The sequence below is a fragment of the Oceanispirochaeta sp. M1 genome (genome assembly GCF_003346715.1).
Lineage (GTDB): Bacteria > Spirochaetota > Spirochaetia > DSM-2461 > DSM-2461 > Oceanispirochaeta.
On sequence record NZ_QQPQ01000020.1, the window covers coordinates 87,941 to 107,318 of the forward strand.

A 19,378-nucleotide genomic window follows, 5' to 3' on the forward strand; every position below is an offset into this window, starting at 1 on the left:
AATAATCTTTATTATAAGTTTCGGTTTTTTTAAATGATAACATTATACCAAAATACCATCAGAGAACATTTTACTAAGAACACTTCGTATCAGGCTGTTTTAGACAGTATGAACAATGGCAGCTATCCTGTGAATATCTCAGGAATCCGGGGCAACTATCTTGCCGGATTTATTAGAAAAATACAGGAACTTGGCAGCCGTAATGGCCTGATTATCACCGGAACAGAGGCTGAAGCCGCCGAAATGGTGACTGACCTCTCTATCTTTCACGACAATGTACTCCTTTTCCCCTGGTGGGGAACCATGGTCTACAAGGGTGTGTCCCCTCAGGCCTCTGTGTTCGGAAACAGGGTAAATACCCTTTTCTCTATTATGGAGGAGAAGGAGACCCTCTATGTGGCCTCTCTGCGCTCATTTCTTTCATATCTCCCTCCAAGAAAATATCTTGAGGATCTGAAGATTGATCTGAGGATCGGTGATTCTCTGGATCCTGTCTTTCTGGAAAAGAAACTTCAGGAATTCGGATACCTCAGGGTCCCGAGGGTCACTGTGGCCGGTGAATTCGCCTTAAGAGGTGAAGTTCTGGATGTCTTTATGCCGGGAGATAAAGATGCCGTAAGGGTCGTTTTTGAGTTTGAAGATATAGAAGTGATCAAATATTTCGATCCCGTCTCTCAGAGTTCAGGGGATAAGAAGAAGAATCTTACCCTCTATCCGACAAAAGAGGTCATATGGGATGAAGAGCTTATATCCACTCTTGAAAACAACTTCGAAGAAGCTCTTGAAGCCTGTGAGATATTAAGAACAACAGGTGAGTTCAGAGGGGAGGAGCTTTTCTATCCCCTGGCATTTGATAAACCGGCTACTCTGCTGGATTACTTCAGTGATGATGATCTTGTCTTTATGGTGGATACAGAGAGCCTCTCATCCGGTGAGAAGCATCTTATCAACGAATATGATGAGCTCTATCTGCAGGCAGTTGATCAGGAGCTTACTGTTCCTGAGCCTGGAAGAATACATAACAGCCTGGACAATATACTTCCACTCCATAGAAAGCTTTTTAAAATCCATAACCTGACACAGGATGAAAATAAAGAGAGCATACTGTTCAACTGTGATCCCGGACACTCCTTCTTCGGTAATATCAATTATCTTAAAGAGGAGATGCAGGAATACAGAGACCGGAATATGCAGATTTATATATTTGCTGAATCCGAGTCCCAGTCTGACAGAATAGGCTATATGCTCAGGGAATATGAACCTGTAATGATCCCCCATAGCATCTCATCAGGATTTGCTCTACCGGATAATAATATCATTGTAATTCAGGAAAATGAGATATTCGGACGCCGTAAGAAGGTTCCCAGCTCTGTAAAGAAATCAAAAAGTGAAGTCATCGATTCTTTTGTAGAGCTGAACCCCGGTGACTATGTGGTACATGTCAATTACGGAATCGGCCTCTTTAAGGGGATTGAAAGAATTCGTGCCGCCGGCAATGAACGGGATTATATTGCCTTGAAATATGCCGCGGGTGATACGATTTTTGTTCCTATCGAACAGGTGAACCTTGTTCAGAGGTATATAGGTCAGGAGAGCCGTAATCCAAGACTCGACAAAATAGGCGGAAAAACCTGGGATAATAAGAAGAAGAAGGTAAGAAAATCTGTCGAAGATCTTGCGGACAGACTGATAACACTTTATGCGGGCCGTCAGACTGCTCAGGGTTACAGTTTTCCCAGGGATGATGATTTTCAGGTCGAGTTTGAAGCTTCATTTCCCTATCAGGAGACAAAGGATCAGCTTCAAGCCGTTGAAGAGATCAAGGGTGATATGGAATCACCCCGTCCCATGGACCGTCTTGTCTGCGGTGATGTGGGCTATGGAAAGACCGAAATTGCCATGAGAGCCGCCTTCAAGGGTGTTATGGGGGGGAGACAGGTCGCCTTTCTCTGTCCAACAACCATTCTTGCCGAACAGCATTATGAAAATTTTCTGGAACGCTTCAAACGTTTTCCCATCCGTATTGCAATGCTTTCACGATTTGTTAAAAAGGCAGATCAGAAAGGGGTGCTCAAGAGACTGGAGGCGGGTGAGATTGATCTTTTGATCGGAACACACAGGATTCTGTCAAAGGACATCAGATTCAAGAACCTGGGTCTTATGATCATCGATGAAGAGCAGCGTTTCGGTGTTAAAGACAAAGAGAAACTGAAGGAGATAAAGACAAATATTGACTGTCTGACACTATCAGCAACTCCTATTCCCAGGACTCTTCATATGTCCATGGTTAAGATCAGGGACATGTCAGTATTAAAAACCGCACCTAAAAACAGACAGCCCATTGAAACTCTTATTCAGGAATTTGATCCCGGTACCGTCTCCCGTGCCATTCGCAGAGAAATAGAACGGGGCGGTCAGGTTTTCTTCCTGCATAACCGTGTTGAAAGTCTTGAGAGTATCCAGGTCTTTCTACAGGATCTTGTACCCGAAGTGTTCGTCGAGATCGCTCACGGAAAGATGTCATCCCGTGAACTTGAAGAGATAATGCACCGTTTTATCAGCGGAGCATTCCAGGTTCTCGTCTCCACTACGATTATAGAGAATGGAATTGATATTCCTAATGTAAATACAATTATCATCGACCGTGCAGATATGTACGGTATATCCCAGCTTTACCAGCTGAGAGGACGTGTAGGGCGCAGTGAAAGGCTGGCTTATGCCTATCTGCTGTATCCGGAAAGTAAGGCCCTTACCGACCTGGCTATGAAACGGCTGCAGATTATCTCGGATTTCACCGACCTGGGATCGGGTTTTAAGATCGCCATGAAGGATATGGAAGTCCGGGGTGCGGGTAATCTGCTTGGAAGTGAACAGTCAGGTGAGATCATGGCAGTCGGTTTTGATATGTATCTGAGACTTCTGGAAGATGCAGTTAAAGAGCGCAGCGAAGGTGAAAAGGAAGAAGAAGCTCCCGATGTTTATCTGGAGCTGGATTACACAGGATTTATTCCTGAGACATATATCAATGATCCCACCGAAAAAATGGAAGTCTATAAGAAGATAGCCTCAATTACTGATAAGAGTGAACAGGAGAAGATTTTCGCTGAACTCTATGACCGTTTCGGTCCTCTCCCTTCAGAAGTACAGAGTCTTATGGCCATGTCTGAAATAAGGATTATCTGTAAGCAGCTCTGGATATCAAATCTTAAAGAACGGAAAGGTCTGGTTTATATAGATTTCGGCAAGGTTGCTGTGATCTCAGTAGATAAGGTGATGAAACTGATCACTACTTCACGGGGCATTGTGAAACTCTCTCCGGCTCATCCGGAGAGAATGATTATTGAAACAGGTAAAATCGGACTGGAGGAGAAATCAGAATTTCTGAAAGAGAAACTGAGCGTTTTACTCTGATCCCTGAAGAGGATCTATAGCCGGGAACAGCAGATGTATGGCTGTTCCCGCTTCACTGCTCTCCACCTGCAGCTCAGCTCCGTAGGCAGTCATGAATTTTTTAACCAGGGGGAGTCCGAAACCGCTTCCTTTTTCTCCCTCTGTACCCCTGAGACTATGTCCTTTTCTCACATCAAAAAGATGGGGGAGAAGAGTGTCGGGAATACCAGTTCCCTCATCCATAACAATCAGTTCTATCTTATCCTTATTTTCTTTAAGATTTATCCGGACAGTCCCACCGCTGTATGAGAATTTAAGGGCATTCGTCAGAATATTCATCACAACCGAATTGATCAATGAAGTCTCTTCAGCCATTACACGGTAATCATTTTTCAAATCCAGAACAATATTTATCTTTTTTTCCTTAATTTTTGTACTGAGTAGATGGAGACAATGGTGAATACAATCATTGAGCAGTACAGGGTTAAGCTGCAGCGGTTTCTCTTCGAGGAGCAGCATCGTCCGGACAAGATCCAATATATCCAGACCGTTTGTACTCAGATCTCTCAATCTTCCTCTGTACCGTTCAAGCTCAGCCTTTTCAATTTCTGCCAGATCCATGGTCATGGTAATTCCCGACAGACTGTTTCTCAGATCATGAGACAGTATATGAAGAAGTTCTTTTAACTGAACCTCACGTCGTTCAAGAAGGTCCCTGTGATTCTTTAAATCCAGATGTGTCCTGACTCTGGCTACAAGTTCCTGTCCGTAAAACGGTTTTGTAATATAATCAGAACCACCGGCCTCAAAGCCCTTGATAATATCATTTACCTCATTCCGGGCAGTCAGGAAAATTACAGGTATATCCCTCCATTGGGGATTTGTCCGGATCTGTCGACAGCAGTCATAGCCGTTCAATTCAGGCATCATCACATCAAGTAAAATCAGATCTACCCCATTCTTTGTCAGAAGCTGCAGCGCTTTTTTACCCGATGTAGCATAGAGTAATTTTAAATTTAGAGACTTCAGATGCTGTGCAGCCAGCTGAATATTCTGAGGAATATCATCAACGATAAGAATTGTATTGCGTTTATTCATTGTGTGTCTCTTCCTGAAAATAGTTATCCAGAACTGAAGATAAATCAATAATTTTAGAGAGATCAAAACTTTCAGCAGCATTTTTAAGCTTTTTTAAAATGCTCATAAGACTTTCATCGCCATTGGAATAATCATTTTCCAGTATAAAAGTGCAGAACTGCCCAATCGCATCGGGATCCCCGCTGTCACGTACTTCATTCCAAAGGGTGCAGGTTTTATCCGAAAAGGGATACTTCTCCATCAAAGAAGCTTTTTCAGGCAGAGAACTCTCTCCTTCAGAAGATGCAATAGAACTGCCAGTACACTCAGCATTTGGCAGATTTACCATAAAGCGGGAACCCAGTCCGGGTTTACTTTCTACGGAAAGTGTCCCCCCCATCAGATGAACCAGCCTGCTGCTGATACCAAGTCCCAGACCGGTACCTCCAAACTTTCTTGTATCCTGGTTTTCTGATTGCTCAAACATGTTGAAAATTCTGTCTATCTGGTCCTGTACAATACCGATGCCACTGTCTTCAACCACGAAAACAAGGCCGCATGGAGAGCTTTCACGGTTCAGAACTGACGCCCTGACCTGTATGGAGCCTTTTTCGGTGAATTTCAGTGCATTTGCTATTAGATTTATCAGCACCTGCTCAAGACGCAGAGCATCAAGAATAAATTCTGTTTCGGGTAAGGAATCCGCATCTATGATCAGATCCAGTTTTTTCTCCTCGGCCTTCTGACTGAAAATAACTTTCATATCATTAAGTATCTTTTTTATAGAGACAGGAGAACTGTCGAGTTCCATTTTCCCCGCTTCAATTTTTGAGAGATCAAGGATGTCATTTATCAGCATCAAAAGTACCTCTGCTGAAGTCTTAACAGAAGTCAGATACTGGTTTTGTGAATCATCCATAGTGCTGCTTTCCAGCAGTTCTGTAAAACCTATTATAGAGTTGAGGGGCGTTCTTATCTCATGCGACATATTAGCCAGGAACTGGGATTTTGCCTGACTGGCGGACTCTGCTAACACTGCAAGTTTTTCGGCTCTCTTTCTGGCTGACCTTGAATGCTCTTCTGCCTCTCTGGATTTGTGTTCACTCAGTTTTAATGCTATCTCTGATTCCATCCGGACCTGAATTTCCTGTTTCAGTTTCTGATTCCAGATCAGGATCACCAGTATAATTACAATAAAGACGGTAAGAATCTGTCCTAGAAGCCTGTAATCCACTATTCTCTTCTCACGAACCACTGTCCATCTCTGCATAATTGAGGAGAGCTCAGATAACTGGATTTCACTCAACGCCTTATTCAGAATACTTACAAGCTCAGCATATTCAGGAGGAACAGCAATTTGAAATTGAGAATTTTCCTCAATTTCACCAACCATATCAAGCTGATTGAAGCCGGAACTGCTCCCGTAATATCCTGCAGTTATCATATCGCATATAAAAAAATCGGCCCGGGAAAGGAGCAGAGATTTATATGCTGTTTCGACGCTGTCTACAATTAGATAATCCAGGTCAGGATAAGTATTTTCCATATAAAATCTGACAGGATGAGTATCAACAAGAATCACAGTATGTCCTGCAAGTTCTGAAGGATTGTTAAAGTATGTCCGCTTGGGGTTTCTTGCCAGGATAAGATTCGGAACAGAAAAATATGGTTCTGTCAGCAGATAGTCTTTAAATTCAATGTTTGAGCCGATACCCAGGGGGTGAAGTACAGAATCTGTGGAGGATGAAATAAAGCTGATTCCGGTCTTTTGGGAAATAAGGCTGAATATATCAGGAATTATTCCTGTTGCTGATTCTGAATCACTGTCAATAAAAAGGGGAGGCAGTTTGAAGTCTGCTGCATAGCTTATATTCCTGTGATCTTCTATCCACAGCAGCTCATTATCATCAAAGTCCTGCTGCTTTTCACTCATTGTCAACGGTAGTTCTGCCCACTTCCTCCGCAGTCGGTCTTTTTCATTCTGAGAAATTTCTGATATAGCCTCATTAAGACGCTGAAACAGCTTTTTATTCTCATCACTCACAGCCAGTGTGTATGTCGACTTGTAACTGTCGAGGATCTCCATAAGATACAGTTTTTCTTCAGAATTTTTTCTTGTCAGATAATCAAGCCTGTAAAGATCTCCAATGATTATATCTGCCTTTGATGAATAGACCATTTTCAGACCTTCAGCTTCATCTGAAAAAGTTTCAATTTTGATATTCTGAGATTCCAGATTATCAATCAAATTTCCAAACTGTTCGGGTACGGCAACTCTTATATCCTTATATTTTTGAAAATCTCTAAATCCAATATCAGGATTTAAGCTGAAAACAGCCAGGGGCAGATCAAAAATTTCACGGCTTCTCTTAAAATCGTTTACCTGGGAGGGTGTATTAGAAAAAATGAATATCCCGGATAACTCATTATCATTCCACTGAGAGAGGATATTCTGCCAGCTGTCATTTCTGTACCCCACAGTCTCTCCGAGTTTTTCAGAAATAAGTTCTGCAATATCCTTTTCTATTCCTCTTAGATCACCCTGTGCGCCGCTTTCAACATAGGGAGCATATGAACTGAAACTGCCTAGAATAAGATCATCACTTGAATATATATTCATTATTGTAATCAGCAGCAGGAACAGCAGAAATAAATGGCCTTTCATGATATGAATTATACTCTTTTTACCGCATTTCTCACAACATAAATGTCTATGAGGCCACTACTTGACAATACCTTTTTATTGATGAATAATAATACGATATAATAACATATAGTTGTATATTTATTCATCATTTCTTTTTAATTTGAATCTTGATAAATGATGCACAGATCATTACAATTCCACTATGGATAAAAAATTAAGAACTATTAAAAGTTATGTCCTCAGAGCAGGACGGATGAGCCCGGCACAACAGTCTGCCTATATACGATTATACGATACTTTTTCCTATCCTTTTGCCAATAAAATTCTGCAAAGAGAAGAAAAATCTTCACATAAGGAATTTGTAATTGAAATCGGTTTTGGTATGGGTGATGCAACCTATAAAATAGCCATGGAAAATCCTGATAAGGATTATCTGGGAATCGAAGTTTACAAACCAGGTATCGGAAAGCTGCTGGATCGTATAGAACAGAACGAAATCACTAATCTCAGAGTTATTGAGCATGATGCGGTTGAAGTTCTTAAATTTATGATTCCCGATGAATCAGTAGAGGGTTTTCATATATTTTTTCCGGATCCCTGGCCAAAGACGAAACATCATAAAAGGCGAATTCTAAAACCTGATTTTGTATCGCTTTTAAAAGATAAGATTAAAAAGGGCGGATATATTTACGCCGTAACAGACTGGGAAGATTATGCTGAGCAGATGCTCACCGTATTTGAGGATCAAAAAGCCTTGATGAATAAATATTCGGGCTTCGCAGAACCTCAGCAATGGAGGCCTTTCACGAAGTTTGAGAGAAAGGGTAAGGAAAAATCGCATCAGATTTTTGAGCTTGTATATATTAAAAAATGAGAAGAAGCGGAGAACAAAATGGTAAAGAATGAACATCACGATCAGTTCCTGAAAAAGTATTCTGGAATCATGGATACTCATAACAGGATTCCTTTGGATTTGTATGAAAAATACAATGTAAAAAGAGGACTGCGTCATCGTGACGGCACAGGGGTTCTTGTAGGCCTGACAGAAATTGGAGATGTTCATGGCTATATCATGGAAGAGGGAGACAAGGTTCCGGTAAAGGGTATTCTCAGATACCGCGGAATTGATGTTAAGGATCTTTGTACAGGATTTCAGAAAGAAAAAAGATTCGGTTTTGAAGAGACAGTATTTCTACTCTTATTCGGTTATCTGCCCAGTAAATCAGAGCTTTTGAGTTTTAATGAAAAAATAGGTGATTACAGAGATCTTCCCGATCAGTTTACAGAGGATATGATTCTTAAGGCTCCCAGTAATAATATCATGAATAAACTGGCCCGTAGTGTACTCGCCAGCTATTCCTTTGATAATGATGCCGAAGATACTTCGGTAATGAATATTCTCAGGCAGAGTGTTGAACTTATTTCTCAGCTCCCTGTGATGGCTGCTTATGCCTATCAGGCAAAGGCTCACTACTATAAAGGAAAGAGTCTGTTTATTCATAAGCCGGACCCCACGCTCAGCACTGCGGAAAACCTGCTGCGCATGATACGTCATAATAAAAAATATACGGCTATAGAAGCTGAAATTCTCGACCTTTCACTTGTACTGCATGCTGAACACGGTGGTGGTAATAACTCAGCGTTTTCAACACATGTGGTTTCATCATCAGGTACCGATACCTACAGCGCAATCGCAGCGGCAATCGGTTCATTGAAAGGTCCCCTCCATGGCGGTGCAAATATCCAGGTAGCCAGAATGATGGATAACATCAAGGAAAATGTTAAAGATTGGAACAGTGAAAAAGAGGTTGCAGACCATATTTCAAAGATTTTGTTGAAAGATGCCTTTGATAAGAAGGGACTAATCTACGGAATGGGACATGCTGTATATACACTCTCGGATCCCAGGGCGGAAGTTCTTAAGGAAAAGGCCAGAGAGCTTGCTGAGGAAGCCGGCAGAATGGATGAGTTTACTCTTTATGAAATCATTGAACGCCTGACTCCCGGAATATTCCAGAAGATCAAAAATAATGATAAACCCCTCTGTGCCAACGTGGATTTCTATTCAGGCTTTGTTTACAGCATTCTGAATATCCCCGAAGATCTTTATACTCCTATTTTTGCCATCGCCCGTATTCCCGGATGGTGTGCACACAGGGTTGAAGAAATTGTCAGCGGAGGAAGAATCATTCGTCCTGCTTATAAGAATGTAAGCCCTCGAATGCCATATTCAGCTCTGGAAAGTAGAGAATAGAGACTAGGATGATTTCTCTTCTCCCGTTATTATGGGAGAAGATGGCAAAGATAAATCATAAAATATACCCCGGAGGCTCATTTGGGTTTAAAATTAAGCCTTCAGCTCCGGGGAAAGTAAATAAAAAGAGACATAATTATAATTTTCTCTCCTTTATTATCAGACATAACAAATCCATAAGTATTTCGGTCTTTGTAATTATTTCCGGTTTCCTCTTTGTTTACTGCAGTACTGCCCCTTCGGGAATAGCGGTTGAACAGACAGTAGAATCCGAGACCCCCGAAGTTCTTAATACCATTGTTTCCAAAAAGCCGGATCCAGATCTCAGAAAAGTAATTTCCATTCTCAATCTTGATTATTCAGATCAAAAACTTCATGGAGTTTTCTGGAGAGAACAGGATTTTGCTTCCACAGTATATCTGAGTTTTGATGACGGTCCGAATATGTCTCCCCTGAATTCAGAAACTGTCAGCGACACTATTCTAGATATTCTTATGGAGAGAAATCTCAAGGCAGTATTTTTTATAAATGGTAAAAATCTGGAATACTCTAATCCTGCTGAAAAAAACGAACTCCGCAGAATAATTTTCAGAATGATAAATGAGGGTCATCTGATCGGTAATCACAGCTACAGTCACCATAACCTGGCTAAGGGTCTGTATTCAGACGGAGAACATGATCAGGATGATATAGCAAGTGAATTTATTCTCACTCAGGAAAGCATGAACAATCTGCTGGATTTCGTATATCCTCTGATACTGGTGCGTCCTCCCTATGCGGAACCCGGACGTACGGAAGATCTGGATAATTGGCTTATATCTGAAAAGCAGTATCTTATATCACTGCAGTTTGACAGTTACGACTACGCCTATAAAGAGACGGGTTACTGGAACAAAGAGACTCTTTTTGAGAGGATGGAAACTCTTTTTTCTGAACAGGAAAACGGAGGTGTTCTTCTACTGCATGAGCTGGAGAGCACCGCATTTATGCTGCCTGATCTTTTAGATAATATTATTCTGGAGAGAGGTTATGCCGTAGAGGGCATGGAAACACTTCTTGAAAAAAAATACGGCCGGAAATCATGAAGATTCCCGACCGTAATAATTAAACTTTTATTCCAGAATTACATTGGGTGAGAAGATTTTATAATATCCTGTGCAATCTTTCCTCCCACAGAATCATAATGACTGAACTCAACCTCAAATGCTCCTGTACCGGAGGTCATTGATTTCAGATCGATACTGTAACGCATCAGTTCTCCCTGTGGAACCTGAGCCTGAATTGACTGAATTCCTCCGCCTACAGGCTGCTGGTCCTGTACCCGGCCTCTCTTTGTAGAAAGATCGGAAAGTACATCACCCATATACTGATCTTCAATAAAGACGGTCAGATTCATAACAGGTTCAAGCAGGGTTGGTTTTGCCTTTTCAACAGCTTCCTTCAGGGCATGTTTTGCTGCCAGTTTAAAAGCCATTTCAGATGAATCTACAGGATGCTCTTTTCCGTCATATACGGATACAGCTATATCCATAAGAGGGTAACCCGCAAGGAAGCCTTCATCCATACTCTCAAGTAGACCTTTCTCAATGCCGGGCATATAACCCTTACTGATAGATCCTCCCTTGATATCGTTGCTCAGCTCAAAGTGTTTTCCACGTTCAAGTGGTTTGATCCTGATGCAGACTTTACCGTACTGACCATGACCGCCGGACTGTTTCTTATGAGTGTATTCAGCATCGGAAGATCCCGTGATGGTTTCTCTGTAGGGAACCCTGGGTGTTCTTCTGTTTACATTGATCTTGAAGTTCTTAAGAAGTTTTTCAAGAATGATGTTTATATGTAGTTCACCCATACCGGAAATTACAGTTTCTTTAGTCTCTTCGTTATATTTGATAGTGAAAGTAAGGTCTTCTTCTGCCACTTTATGCAGCTGTGCAGACATCTTGTCTTCCTCTTTCTGATTCTCTGCATTGATTGCCAGGCTGTATACAGGGTGGGGAAGGGACAATGATTTGTAATGAATGATATCATCTGATGCACAGATACTGTCATTAGTCTGAAGAGATTCAATTTTAGTCAGAACGGCAATATCACCGGCATGTACTTCATTTGTCTCTTTAAGATCTTTGCCTTCACAGAGGAAGAGTTTATTGATTCTCTCTTTTTTCTCCTCTCGTGCATTATAAATATCTGAACCTGAAGTCAGTTTTCCGGTAATAACCTTAACATAGGACATTTTACCGGCAAACTTATCAATCATAGTCTTGAAAATAACACCGGATGTACTGCCTTCAATGGAGACCATCTTTGATTTCTCACCGCTGATACAGGGTTCTTCCACACGGCCGGGAGCCGGTGATTCCATGGCGATAAAGTCCATCATGGGGGTTATTCCTGAATTATAAACAGCACTTCCGCAAAATACCGGAACAAATCTGTTATAAAACAGCCCCTCACGGAGTCCCTTGATCGCATCTTCTATTGAGAGAGTTCCTTCATCAAAGTATTTTTCAGTCAGACCATCATCACCTTCAGCGGCCATTTCAATCATCTTCAGATGATATTCTTCTGCAATTTCCTTATATTCTTCAGGAATATCAATGGCATTCTCTTCTTTTCCGCCCCCGTCTTTCTTGTAGGCTTTCATGGTCATCAGGTTAATAACACCCTGATAATCTTCAGCCTGTCCCATGGGGATAGTCAGTGGAATTGCCGTAATCTTAAATTCCTTCAAATCATCAAGAACCTTATAAAAATCGGCTCTTGTTTTTTCCATTTTATTTACAAACGCAATTCTCGGCATATCACGGGCATTCAGACGTCGCCATAATTTTACGGTTTCAATCTGTACACCTGATCTGGCTCCTATGAGCATAACTGCCGATTCTGCGGCTCTGAAAGAAGAGACGACCTCTCCTACAAAGTCAGAAGCACCGGGAGTATCAAAGATGTTGATTTTTGTATCTTTCCAAATAACATTGGTTAGGGAAGTATGAATAGAAATCTTTTTTTCAATTTCTTCTTCTGTAAAATCACTGACAGTACGACCTGAATCTACTGTCTCCGCTTTAGCAATTACACCGGCATTGAATAGAATCTGTTCAACCAGAGTCGTCTTACCGGTGTCACCGTGCCCGCAAACTGCAATGTTTCTGATGGTATCGGTTGTAAAAGCCACCTTAGTCCTCCTTAATTCGGATAATGATACTTTTATCATAGATCCCGTAATCAAGGGCCGTCAAATGTTATTTGAATCTTTTCTGTGCTTTTAGAGCTGTAATGAGGAGATAAAAAAGAAACTGCTGCTGAAAATTTGTTATTAAACTCTTTTACAGCAGCAGTTTGTTTTAAAAACTGTTATTTTTGTATTAAATCAATCAATTTTTGCAGAAAAATGGGAAAATTCCATAGAGAATGTTCCTCTTCCCTGTGTCTGACTCCGTAATGAGGTCGTATATCCAAACATTTTAACCATGGGAGCCTGGGCTTTTACAAGCTCAAATGCCGGTCTGGATTCCATTGAACTGACCATTCCTCCCCGTTGTGTAAGCTGGCTGATGACATCCCCCACATACTCTGGTGGACACATAACATCAACTTCCATAACCGGCTCCAGAAGTACTGGAGAGGCCTTACGGCATGCATTGTCAAATCCAAGAGCCCCGGCTGTCTCAAAAGCCAGTTCACTTGAATTTAGTTCATCATAAACGGCTGCAGTCAGTGTGACACCCATATCAATAGTGGCATAACCCATAAGTGTTCCCGACTGCATTGCATTAAGTACACCTCGTTCAACGGCAGCTACCATTGCCTTGGGAAGCTTGTTCTTGGGAACTTCATTTGTGAACTTATTACCTGAGCCTCTCTTAAGAGATTCAACCTTAAGAGTTATATTTGCCTGATTTTCCTTCCCTGCAAGGACTTTGCTGAATAATTCATTGTGAGATACTGTTTCTGTCACAGATTCACGGTAGGAAACCTGTGGTTTACCCACATTGGCTTCAACTTTGTAGTCATTGGTAATTCTTGTAACCAGAACATCCAGATGAAGTTCACCCATTCCTGAAATGATCAGCTGTCCTGTTTCATCATTCTCTTTTACTTTGAATGTAGGGTCTTCCTTCTGGAGAGTATCCAGAACACCCCGTAGTTTATCCTGGTCACTCATTGTCTTTGGCTCAATGGCCACAGAGATAACAGGCTCAGGGAAATCCACGTTTTCAAGAATCACTGGATAACCTTCACTGCAGATGGTATCTCCTGTCTGTGCCATTTTCAAACCTACGATAACGGCGATATCACCTGCGGCAACAGAGCTTATCTGTTCTGGATGATTTGAATGCATTCTAAGGAGACGGTTGATCCTCTCCCTTTTTCTCTTATTGGCATTCATAACAGGAGTTCCGGATTTAAATTCTCCTGAGTAGACCCTTATAAAGCATAGGGGTCCGGCTTCCTTGTCCTGCTGAATCTTAAAGATCAGCCCCGAAGGTTTTTCATTTATACTACGTTTCAGTGTTACCGGCTCTTCTTTCTTAACTGATATCGCTTCAATGTCCTGTAGATCTTCAGGAGCTGGAAGATAGGAGAGCACCGCATCAAGAACGGGTTGAACACCCTTGTTCTTCAGTGAGGAGCCAACAAATATGGGAAGAATATTCTGACTTATTGTTTCTGTTCTCATTACTGAATGAATCAGTTCTTCTGGAATATCTTCACCCTCGAGATAAAGCTCTGTCATTTCATCAGAAAATGCAGAAAGTTTATCAATCAGGTTTTCCCGCCACTTTTCGGCAAGCCCCAGAAGTTCCTGCCGGATCTCTCTGGTTTCAAAAGTCGTACCGTTGTCAGCTGTATTCCAGTGAATCTCTTTCATCTGAATTACATCAATATTTCCCTCATAATCGGATTCTGCTCCGATGGGGAATTGAACAGGAAGGGGAGAGGCTTTAAGCTTCTCCTCTATCTCCTTGACTACTTCAAAGTAATCGGCTCCGATGCGGTCCATCTTGTTGATAAAACCGATTCTGGGAACCTTATATTTATCGGCCTGATGCCATACTGTTTCAGACTGGGGCTCCACACCGCCTACAGCACAGAACACTGCCACTGCACCGTCAAGGACGCGTAGCGAACGCTCAACCTCAGCGGTAAAGTCTACATGACCCGGAGTATCGATAATATTGATCTGATGATCTTTCCAGAAACATGTGGTTGCCGCAGAGACGATTGTTATACCGCGGTTCTGTTCCTGTTCCATCCAGTCCATGGTGGCGCTTCCATCGTCCACCTCACCGATTCTATGGCTTTTACCTGTATAATAGAGGACTCTTTCTGTAGTTGTCGTTTTTCCGGCATCAATGTGGGCCATAATACCGATATTTCTTATTTTCTGGCTGGACATATCATTACTCCTGTCAAATTCCGCGTGATTTTATCATAAAGCCCTCTCCGGTATCAATCGTAATATCTAAAAAGAAGAAATATTATTAAACACTCGAATAGTAGTCTTTTGCACTTTTGATCAAATATCACACAATATGTGGTGTACATGCCTTGTCATTAACGCTTCTATGCATTATATATTTGTAAACAACAGCACAGTCTTTTTCAGGAACAGCGCTGTATAACTTAATAAAAGATATCAAAACGAACAAGCATATATATGTCAGGAGAAGGTTAATGAGCGAATTCAAGTGGAATCAGAAATTGAGTGAAGAGATATTTAAGGCGAAATATATGCTTCATGGTGAAAAAACACCGGAAGAAGTATTTAAAGGTATTTCCAAGGAAATTGCATCAACAGAAAAAGCGGATAAGAAGAAAAAAATTGAAGAGGAAATCTTTGAACAGCTCACTAGCGGTAAATTGATTCCCGCCGGTCGTATCCTGGCAAATGCACGGCCTGAAAGCCCCATGAAAAACTATAACAACTGCTTCACTATTGATGTTGAAGACTCCATGGAAGGTATTTACGACTCACTCAAAGAAGATGCAATGATCAGTAAGATGGGTGGAGGGGTCGGTTTTGATATCTCCAAACTACGTCCTAAAAGCACAGCTCTTTCCAAAGGCGGGCAGGCATCTGGAGTAATATCCTTCCTGCGGATTTTTGATCAGTCAGCTAAAACCATAATTACCGGGGGTCATAGAAGATCAGCACATATTGCTCTTCTTGATATATCCCATCCCGATATCGAGGAGTTTATCACTGTAAAACAGGGTGATCATAACAAGGAACTGACACAGTTTAACATTTCAGTCAAAATCACTGATGCCTTTATCAAGGCCGTTGAAGATGACGCAGACTGGGATCTGGTTTTTAATGGTATTGTTTACAAAACCGTAAAGGCCCGTTATCTCAACGATCTGGTTTCGCGCAACTCTTTTATTCATAATGAGCCGGGAATTTTCAACCAGGATCTTATTGAAAAATATAACAATGGTTACTGGGCATTTAAAATGGACCGTGTGAATCCCTGTGGTGAACTTGTTATGCCTCCTTATTCACTTTGTTGTCTGTCTGCCATAAATCTCTCCAAGTTCGTTAAAGAACCTTTTACAGACAAGGCTGAATTTGATTTTCCCGAATTTGAAAAGACTGTTCGTCTTGGTATTCGCTTTCTGGATAATGTTCTTGATAAAACAGATTATCCTCTGGATAAAATTGAAAAATTTTCAAAACAGTGGAGACGTATAGGACTCGGGTTTACCGCTCTGGGCAATACATTCGCCATGATGAAAACCAAATACGGAAGTGATGAATCCCTTAAACTGGGTGAGAAAATCGCTAAGGCCCTGAGAGATAATTCCTATAGTGCCAGTGCTGATCTGGCTGCTGAGAAAGGGCCTTTTCCTGCCTGCGATATTCAAAAACTGATTAAAGCAAATTTCATTAAAGAACTTCCTGCGGATATCAGAAAGAAAATTGAAAAGAACGGTATGCGAAACATACAGCTCAATACAGTGGCTCCCACAGGAACTACCTCACTCTCTGTAGGCCAGAACTGCTCTTCAGGGATCGAACCGATGTTTGCCCTGCAGTACGATAGAAATGTACGTACCGGTGTGGATGATGAAACAAGATCTGAAACAGTCTATGATTATTCCTGGATGGAGTATCTTGCTCTTCAGGATGAAGATATTGCCGTAGCAGATGCTCCTGATTATTTTGTGACAACCGTCGATATTGATCCCAGAAGAGCTGTAGATATGCAGGCGGTATTCCAGAAATATATTGACCACAGCATCTCAAAAACACTGAACCTTCCCCCCGGGACTACATTTGAAGAGTATAAAGACCTCTATATGTATGCATACAAGCAGGGGCTGAAGGGTTTTACCACCTTTAATCCCGATGGAAGTATGAAAGGTATACTGGAATACTCCGAGAAGAAAGATAATCAGACAATAAAAAGAGTTCTGGGACCAGAGCGTCCTTCGGAACTGCCCTGTGAGATTCATCAGATAAAAGTGAAGGGGCAGAAATATATTATTCTGGTAGGGATTCTGAACGGGAGTCTTTATGAAGTGTTTGCCATTGATGATCCGGAAAATCATATTGATCTTAAAAAATATTCTGGCGGTCTGGTCAAAAAGGCTGGAAAAGGCCGATATGATCTGCATGTTGAATCCGGTCCTGTAGAGGCTACAATCAAAGACTTCACCAGAACCTTTGATTCTCCCAATGGATCACTGTCCAGATTTCTTTCAATGGCACTCCGCCACGGAACTCCTCTGCAGTTTATTATCGACCAGTTGAATAAAGATACCAACTTTGAAGACTTTGAAAGAGCTCTGTCCAGGGTCCTTAAACGCTATATTATTGATGGAGAAGAGGTTATTGCCGGCGAAAATAAATGTGCTGAATGTGAAGGAAAGCTCATTTTCCGTGATGGTTGTGTGACATGTCCTGAGTGCGGCTGGAGTAAATGTTCATAAAGGGTGGACGGCCTTCGGGATACAGGCTATTATTTTCAACAAATATGCTTTAATTCGGAGGTCACTCTCTATGGAAGAAGAAACAATTTTTGACAAAATAATTGCCGGAGAACTACCCTCTGACAAGGTTTATGAGGATGAACATGTTCTGGCATTCCGGGACATCAATCCTCAGGCACCGGTTCATGTACTGGTTGTTCCTAAGGTAAAAGTGAAAGATTTTACTGCTCTACAGGACAGCGATGCCTGCAAAACAGGTCTTTTTTTCAAGGCAGTATCTAAAGTAGCTACTATTCTGGAGCTTGATAAGAATGGATACCGTATTGTTCTGAACTGTGGTGAAGATGGTCAGCAGACCGTTGAGTATCTTCATGCCCATATATTGGGCGACAGAAAAATGAGCTGGCCTCCGGGCTGATGTTTTATAAGGCCCCAAATTATGGGGCCTTTCGATTAATTAAAAAGAGGGCATGTATATCTCTCGAAAACTGCTGATTTACATCTTCTTACTCATGCTCCTCATACCCATGGGGCTTTCATCTCTTGATTTTTCGATCATCAACAAGGGTGAGATAATATTTCAGGAAATATTTATTGAGACAGAAGACGAGGGAAACAGTTATTACCATAATTTCGGTGTTCTCGGTCTTGAACCTGGAGCCCGGCATAATATTCATATTTACTGTCCCGATGAAATCCTTTTTTGCAGCTTTTATTTCTACGGTATTTCACAGGAAAGCTACATTATCGAAAATGTAGCCATTGAGCAGAACAGCATAGTCTATATACTACCTGAACATTATATTGAGTTCCCTGACGCTTATTCTGATTTAACGGATCCCGATGCCGTATACGGTGCTCAGCCTTTCAGCAGGGATGATCATTTTTCAGATCCACCAGAACTTGTAAACGAAGACTCCTTTGAACCAAGGGGGCTGGTGGATATGGAGATATTCAACTATACCAATTCACCTGTCTTCCGTATCTATCTTGAGAGTGACGGAACCGTTCTTGAGGATAATTATCTCACAGAAGGTGTTCTCCTTCCTTCGGAAAGCCGTACACTCCCTCTCCCTCTGGAAGAGGGAAAATCATACAAAATACATCTTCTTGGTCCGGATGATAAAAAATTCACAAAAGTTCTGAAGACTCCTCTGGAAGCAGACTTTATGGTTTTCTATGATACGGATCATTACAGTGTTCTTAACAGTATGATAATAGTTCTTCAGAATGAGACAGATCAGGAACTTACAGAGATATACCTGATAGATCAGAGTTCTTCAGAACGTCAGGAGATACTGGAAGGGGAAGTACTTATGCCTCTGGAGAGTAGAGAAGTAATGATTCAGGGAGTATTTAAAATTTGCGATATGGTGGCATTTACAAAGGAACGAAGGAAAATCTATCTTTTTGATCTTGATATAAAAAAGGAAGAAGTCCTGCTTATCGAAGAGTTTTAAGCAGATCAATCTTATTATCTTTTTTTGCAGGAATCTATTGACCTGACAAAGTCATTATGATAAATTGCCAAACGTTAAAAAGATGGTTGACGGGTGTTTAGCTCAGTTGGGAGAGCGCCTGCCTTACAAGCAGGATGTCGGGGGTTCAAGTCCCTCAACGCCCATTTTTTTATTATTATTTTTCGGGTGTTTAGCTCAGTTGGGAGAGCGCCTGCCTTACAAGCAGGATGTCGGGGGTTCAAGTCCCTCAACGCCCATTTTTTATTATTATTTTTCGGGTGTTTAGCTCAGTTGGGAGAGCGCCTGCCTTACAAGCAGGATGTCGGGGGTTCAAGTCCCTCAACGCCTATCAAAAGGAGTACTTCCACGTATTCCTTTTTTTATTTATAATATCCCTTTAATTCTGGAAATAAAGTGCGTCTCTGCTTTAATCGAGTAGGAGGAGGGCTCACGCCCTCCGTCCTCTCACACCACCGGGCATTCGGTTCCGTACCACGGCGGTTCGTAGACCGTTACGATACAACAACAAATTGTCAACAAACGAATACAAACCAATCGCATCAAAATGCTTCTTGGGAAAAGCAAAATTCATGTGGGTTTTCCCGGAAT

The 19,378-nt window shown here is 41.6% G+C and carries 11 protein-coding genes and 3 tRNA genes; 10 read left to right on the plus strand and 4 right to left on the minus strand.

What is annotated here, in order from left to right; genetic code table 11:
- Positions 1–33 precede the first annotated feature (33 nt).
- Complete coding sequence (mfd, locus tag DV872_RS15200; protein WP_114630805.1) at positions 34–3,411, plus strand: transcription-repair coupling factor; 3,378 nt, start codon at positions 34–36, stop codon at positions 3,409–3,411.
- Here the strand turns inward: mfd and DV872_RS15205 are convergent.
- Complete coding sequence (locus DV872_RS15205) at positions 3,403–4,488, minus strand: hybrid sensor histidine kinase/response regulator (protein ID WP_158546995.1); 1,086 nt, start codon at positions 4,486–4,488, stop codon at positions 3,403–3,405. The two genes, mfd and DV872_RS15205, sit on opposite strands and share 9 nt — an antisense overlap.
- The gene (locus DV872_RS15210; RefSeq protein ID WP_114630807.1) at positions 4,481–7,132 is read right to left on the minus strand and encodes a transporter substrate-binding domain-containing protein; all 2,652 of its coding nucleotides are present in this window, start codon (positions 7,130–7,132) and stop codon (positions 4,481–4,483) included. Before DV872_RS15210 ends, DV872_RS15205 begins: the two co-directional genes overlap by 8 nt.
- 184 nt (positions 7,133–7,316) lie before the next feature.
- Here DV872_RS15210 and trmB point away from each other — a divergent pair, with 184 nt between their 5' ends.
- The 3 genes from trmB to DV872_RS15225 are packed head-to-tail and all read left to right on the plus strand — an operon-like array spanning position 7,317 to position 10,453.
- Positions 7,317–7,988, plus strand: coding sequence for a tRNA (guanosine(46)-N7)-methyltransferase TrmB (gene trmB / locus DV872_RS15215; RefSeq protein ID WP_114630808.1), 672 nt, complete (start codon positions 7,317–7,319; stop codon positions 7,986–7,988).
- A gap of 18 nt (positions 7,989–8,006) precedes the next feature.
- Positions 8,007–9,368: a citrate/2-methylcitrate synthase gene (locus DV872_RS15220; RefSeq protein ID WP_114630809.1), complete on the plus strand. Its 1,362-nt coding sequence runs from the start codon at positions 8,007–8,009 to the stop codon at positions 9,366–9,368.
- 41 nt (positions 9,369–9,409) lie between these two features.
- Positions 9,410–10,453, plus strand: a complete 1,044-nt coding sequence (locus DV872_RS15225) for a polysaccharide deacetylase family protein (RefSeq protein ID WP_158546996.1) — start codon at positions 9,410–9,412, stop codon at positions 10,451–10,453.
- Positions 10,454–10,491: 38 nt separating this feature from the next.
- Here the strand turns inward: DV872_RS15225 and fusA (DV872_RS15230) are convergent, their stop codons facing one another.
- On the minus strand, positions 10,492–12,546 hold the full coding sequence (gene fusA, locus DV872_RS15230; protein WP_114630811.1) for an elongation factor G: 2,055 nt from the start codon (positions 12,544–12,546) through the stop codon (positions 10,492–10,494).
- Positions 12,547–12,741: 195 nt separating this feature from the next.
- Positions 12,742–14,772 carry an elongation factor G gene (fusA, locus tag DV872_RS15235; protein WP_114630812.1) on the minus strand — a complete coding sequence of 677 codons (2,031 nt, stop codon included), beginning with the start codon at positions 14,770–14,772 and terminating at the stop codon, positions 12,742–12,744.
- Positions 14,773–15,050: 278 nt separating this feature from the next.
- On the opposite strand from fusA (DV872_RS15235), the gene DV872_RS15240 reads away from it, so the two are divergent.
- From DV872_RS15240 to DV872_RS15265, 6 genes are all read left to right on the plus strand, one after another.
- The gene (locus DV872_RS15240) at positions 15,051–17,309 is read left to right on the plus strand and encodes an adenosylcobalamin-dependent ribonucleoside-diphosphate reductase (protein ID WP_114630813.1); all 2,259 of its coding nucleotides are present in this window, start codon (positions 15,051–15,053) and stop codon (positions 17,307–17,309) included.
- Between the two features lie 70 nt (positions 17,310–17,379).
- Positions 17,380–17,727, plus strand: a complete 348-nt coding sequence (locus DV872_RS15245; protein WP_114630814.1) for an HIT domain-containing protein — start codon at positions 17,380–17,382, stop codon at positions 17,725–17,727.
- A gap of 52 nt (positions 17,728–17,779) precedes the next feature.
- Positions 17,780–18,769 (plus strand): hypothetical protein, encoded by a 990-nt coding sequence (locus DV872_RS15250; protein ID WP_114630815.1) that lies wholly within the window; start codon positions 17,780–17,782, stop codon positions 18,767–18,769.
- Positions 18,770–18,860: 91 nt separating this feature from the next.
- Positions 18,861–18,933, plus strand: a tRNA-Val gene (locus DV872_RS15255).
- A 20-nt stretch (positions 18,934–18,953) separates the two neighbouring features.
- Positions 18,954–19,026, plus strand: a tRNA-Val gene (locus DV872_RS15260).
- Positions 19,027–19,045: 19 nt separating this feature from the next.
- Positions 19,046–19,118, plus strand: a tRNA-Val gene (locus tag DV872_RS15265).
- Positions 19,119–19,378 lie beyond the last annotated feature (260 nt).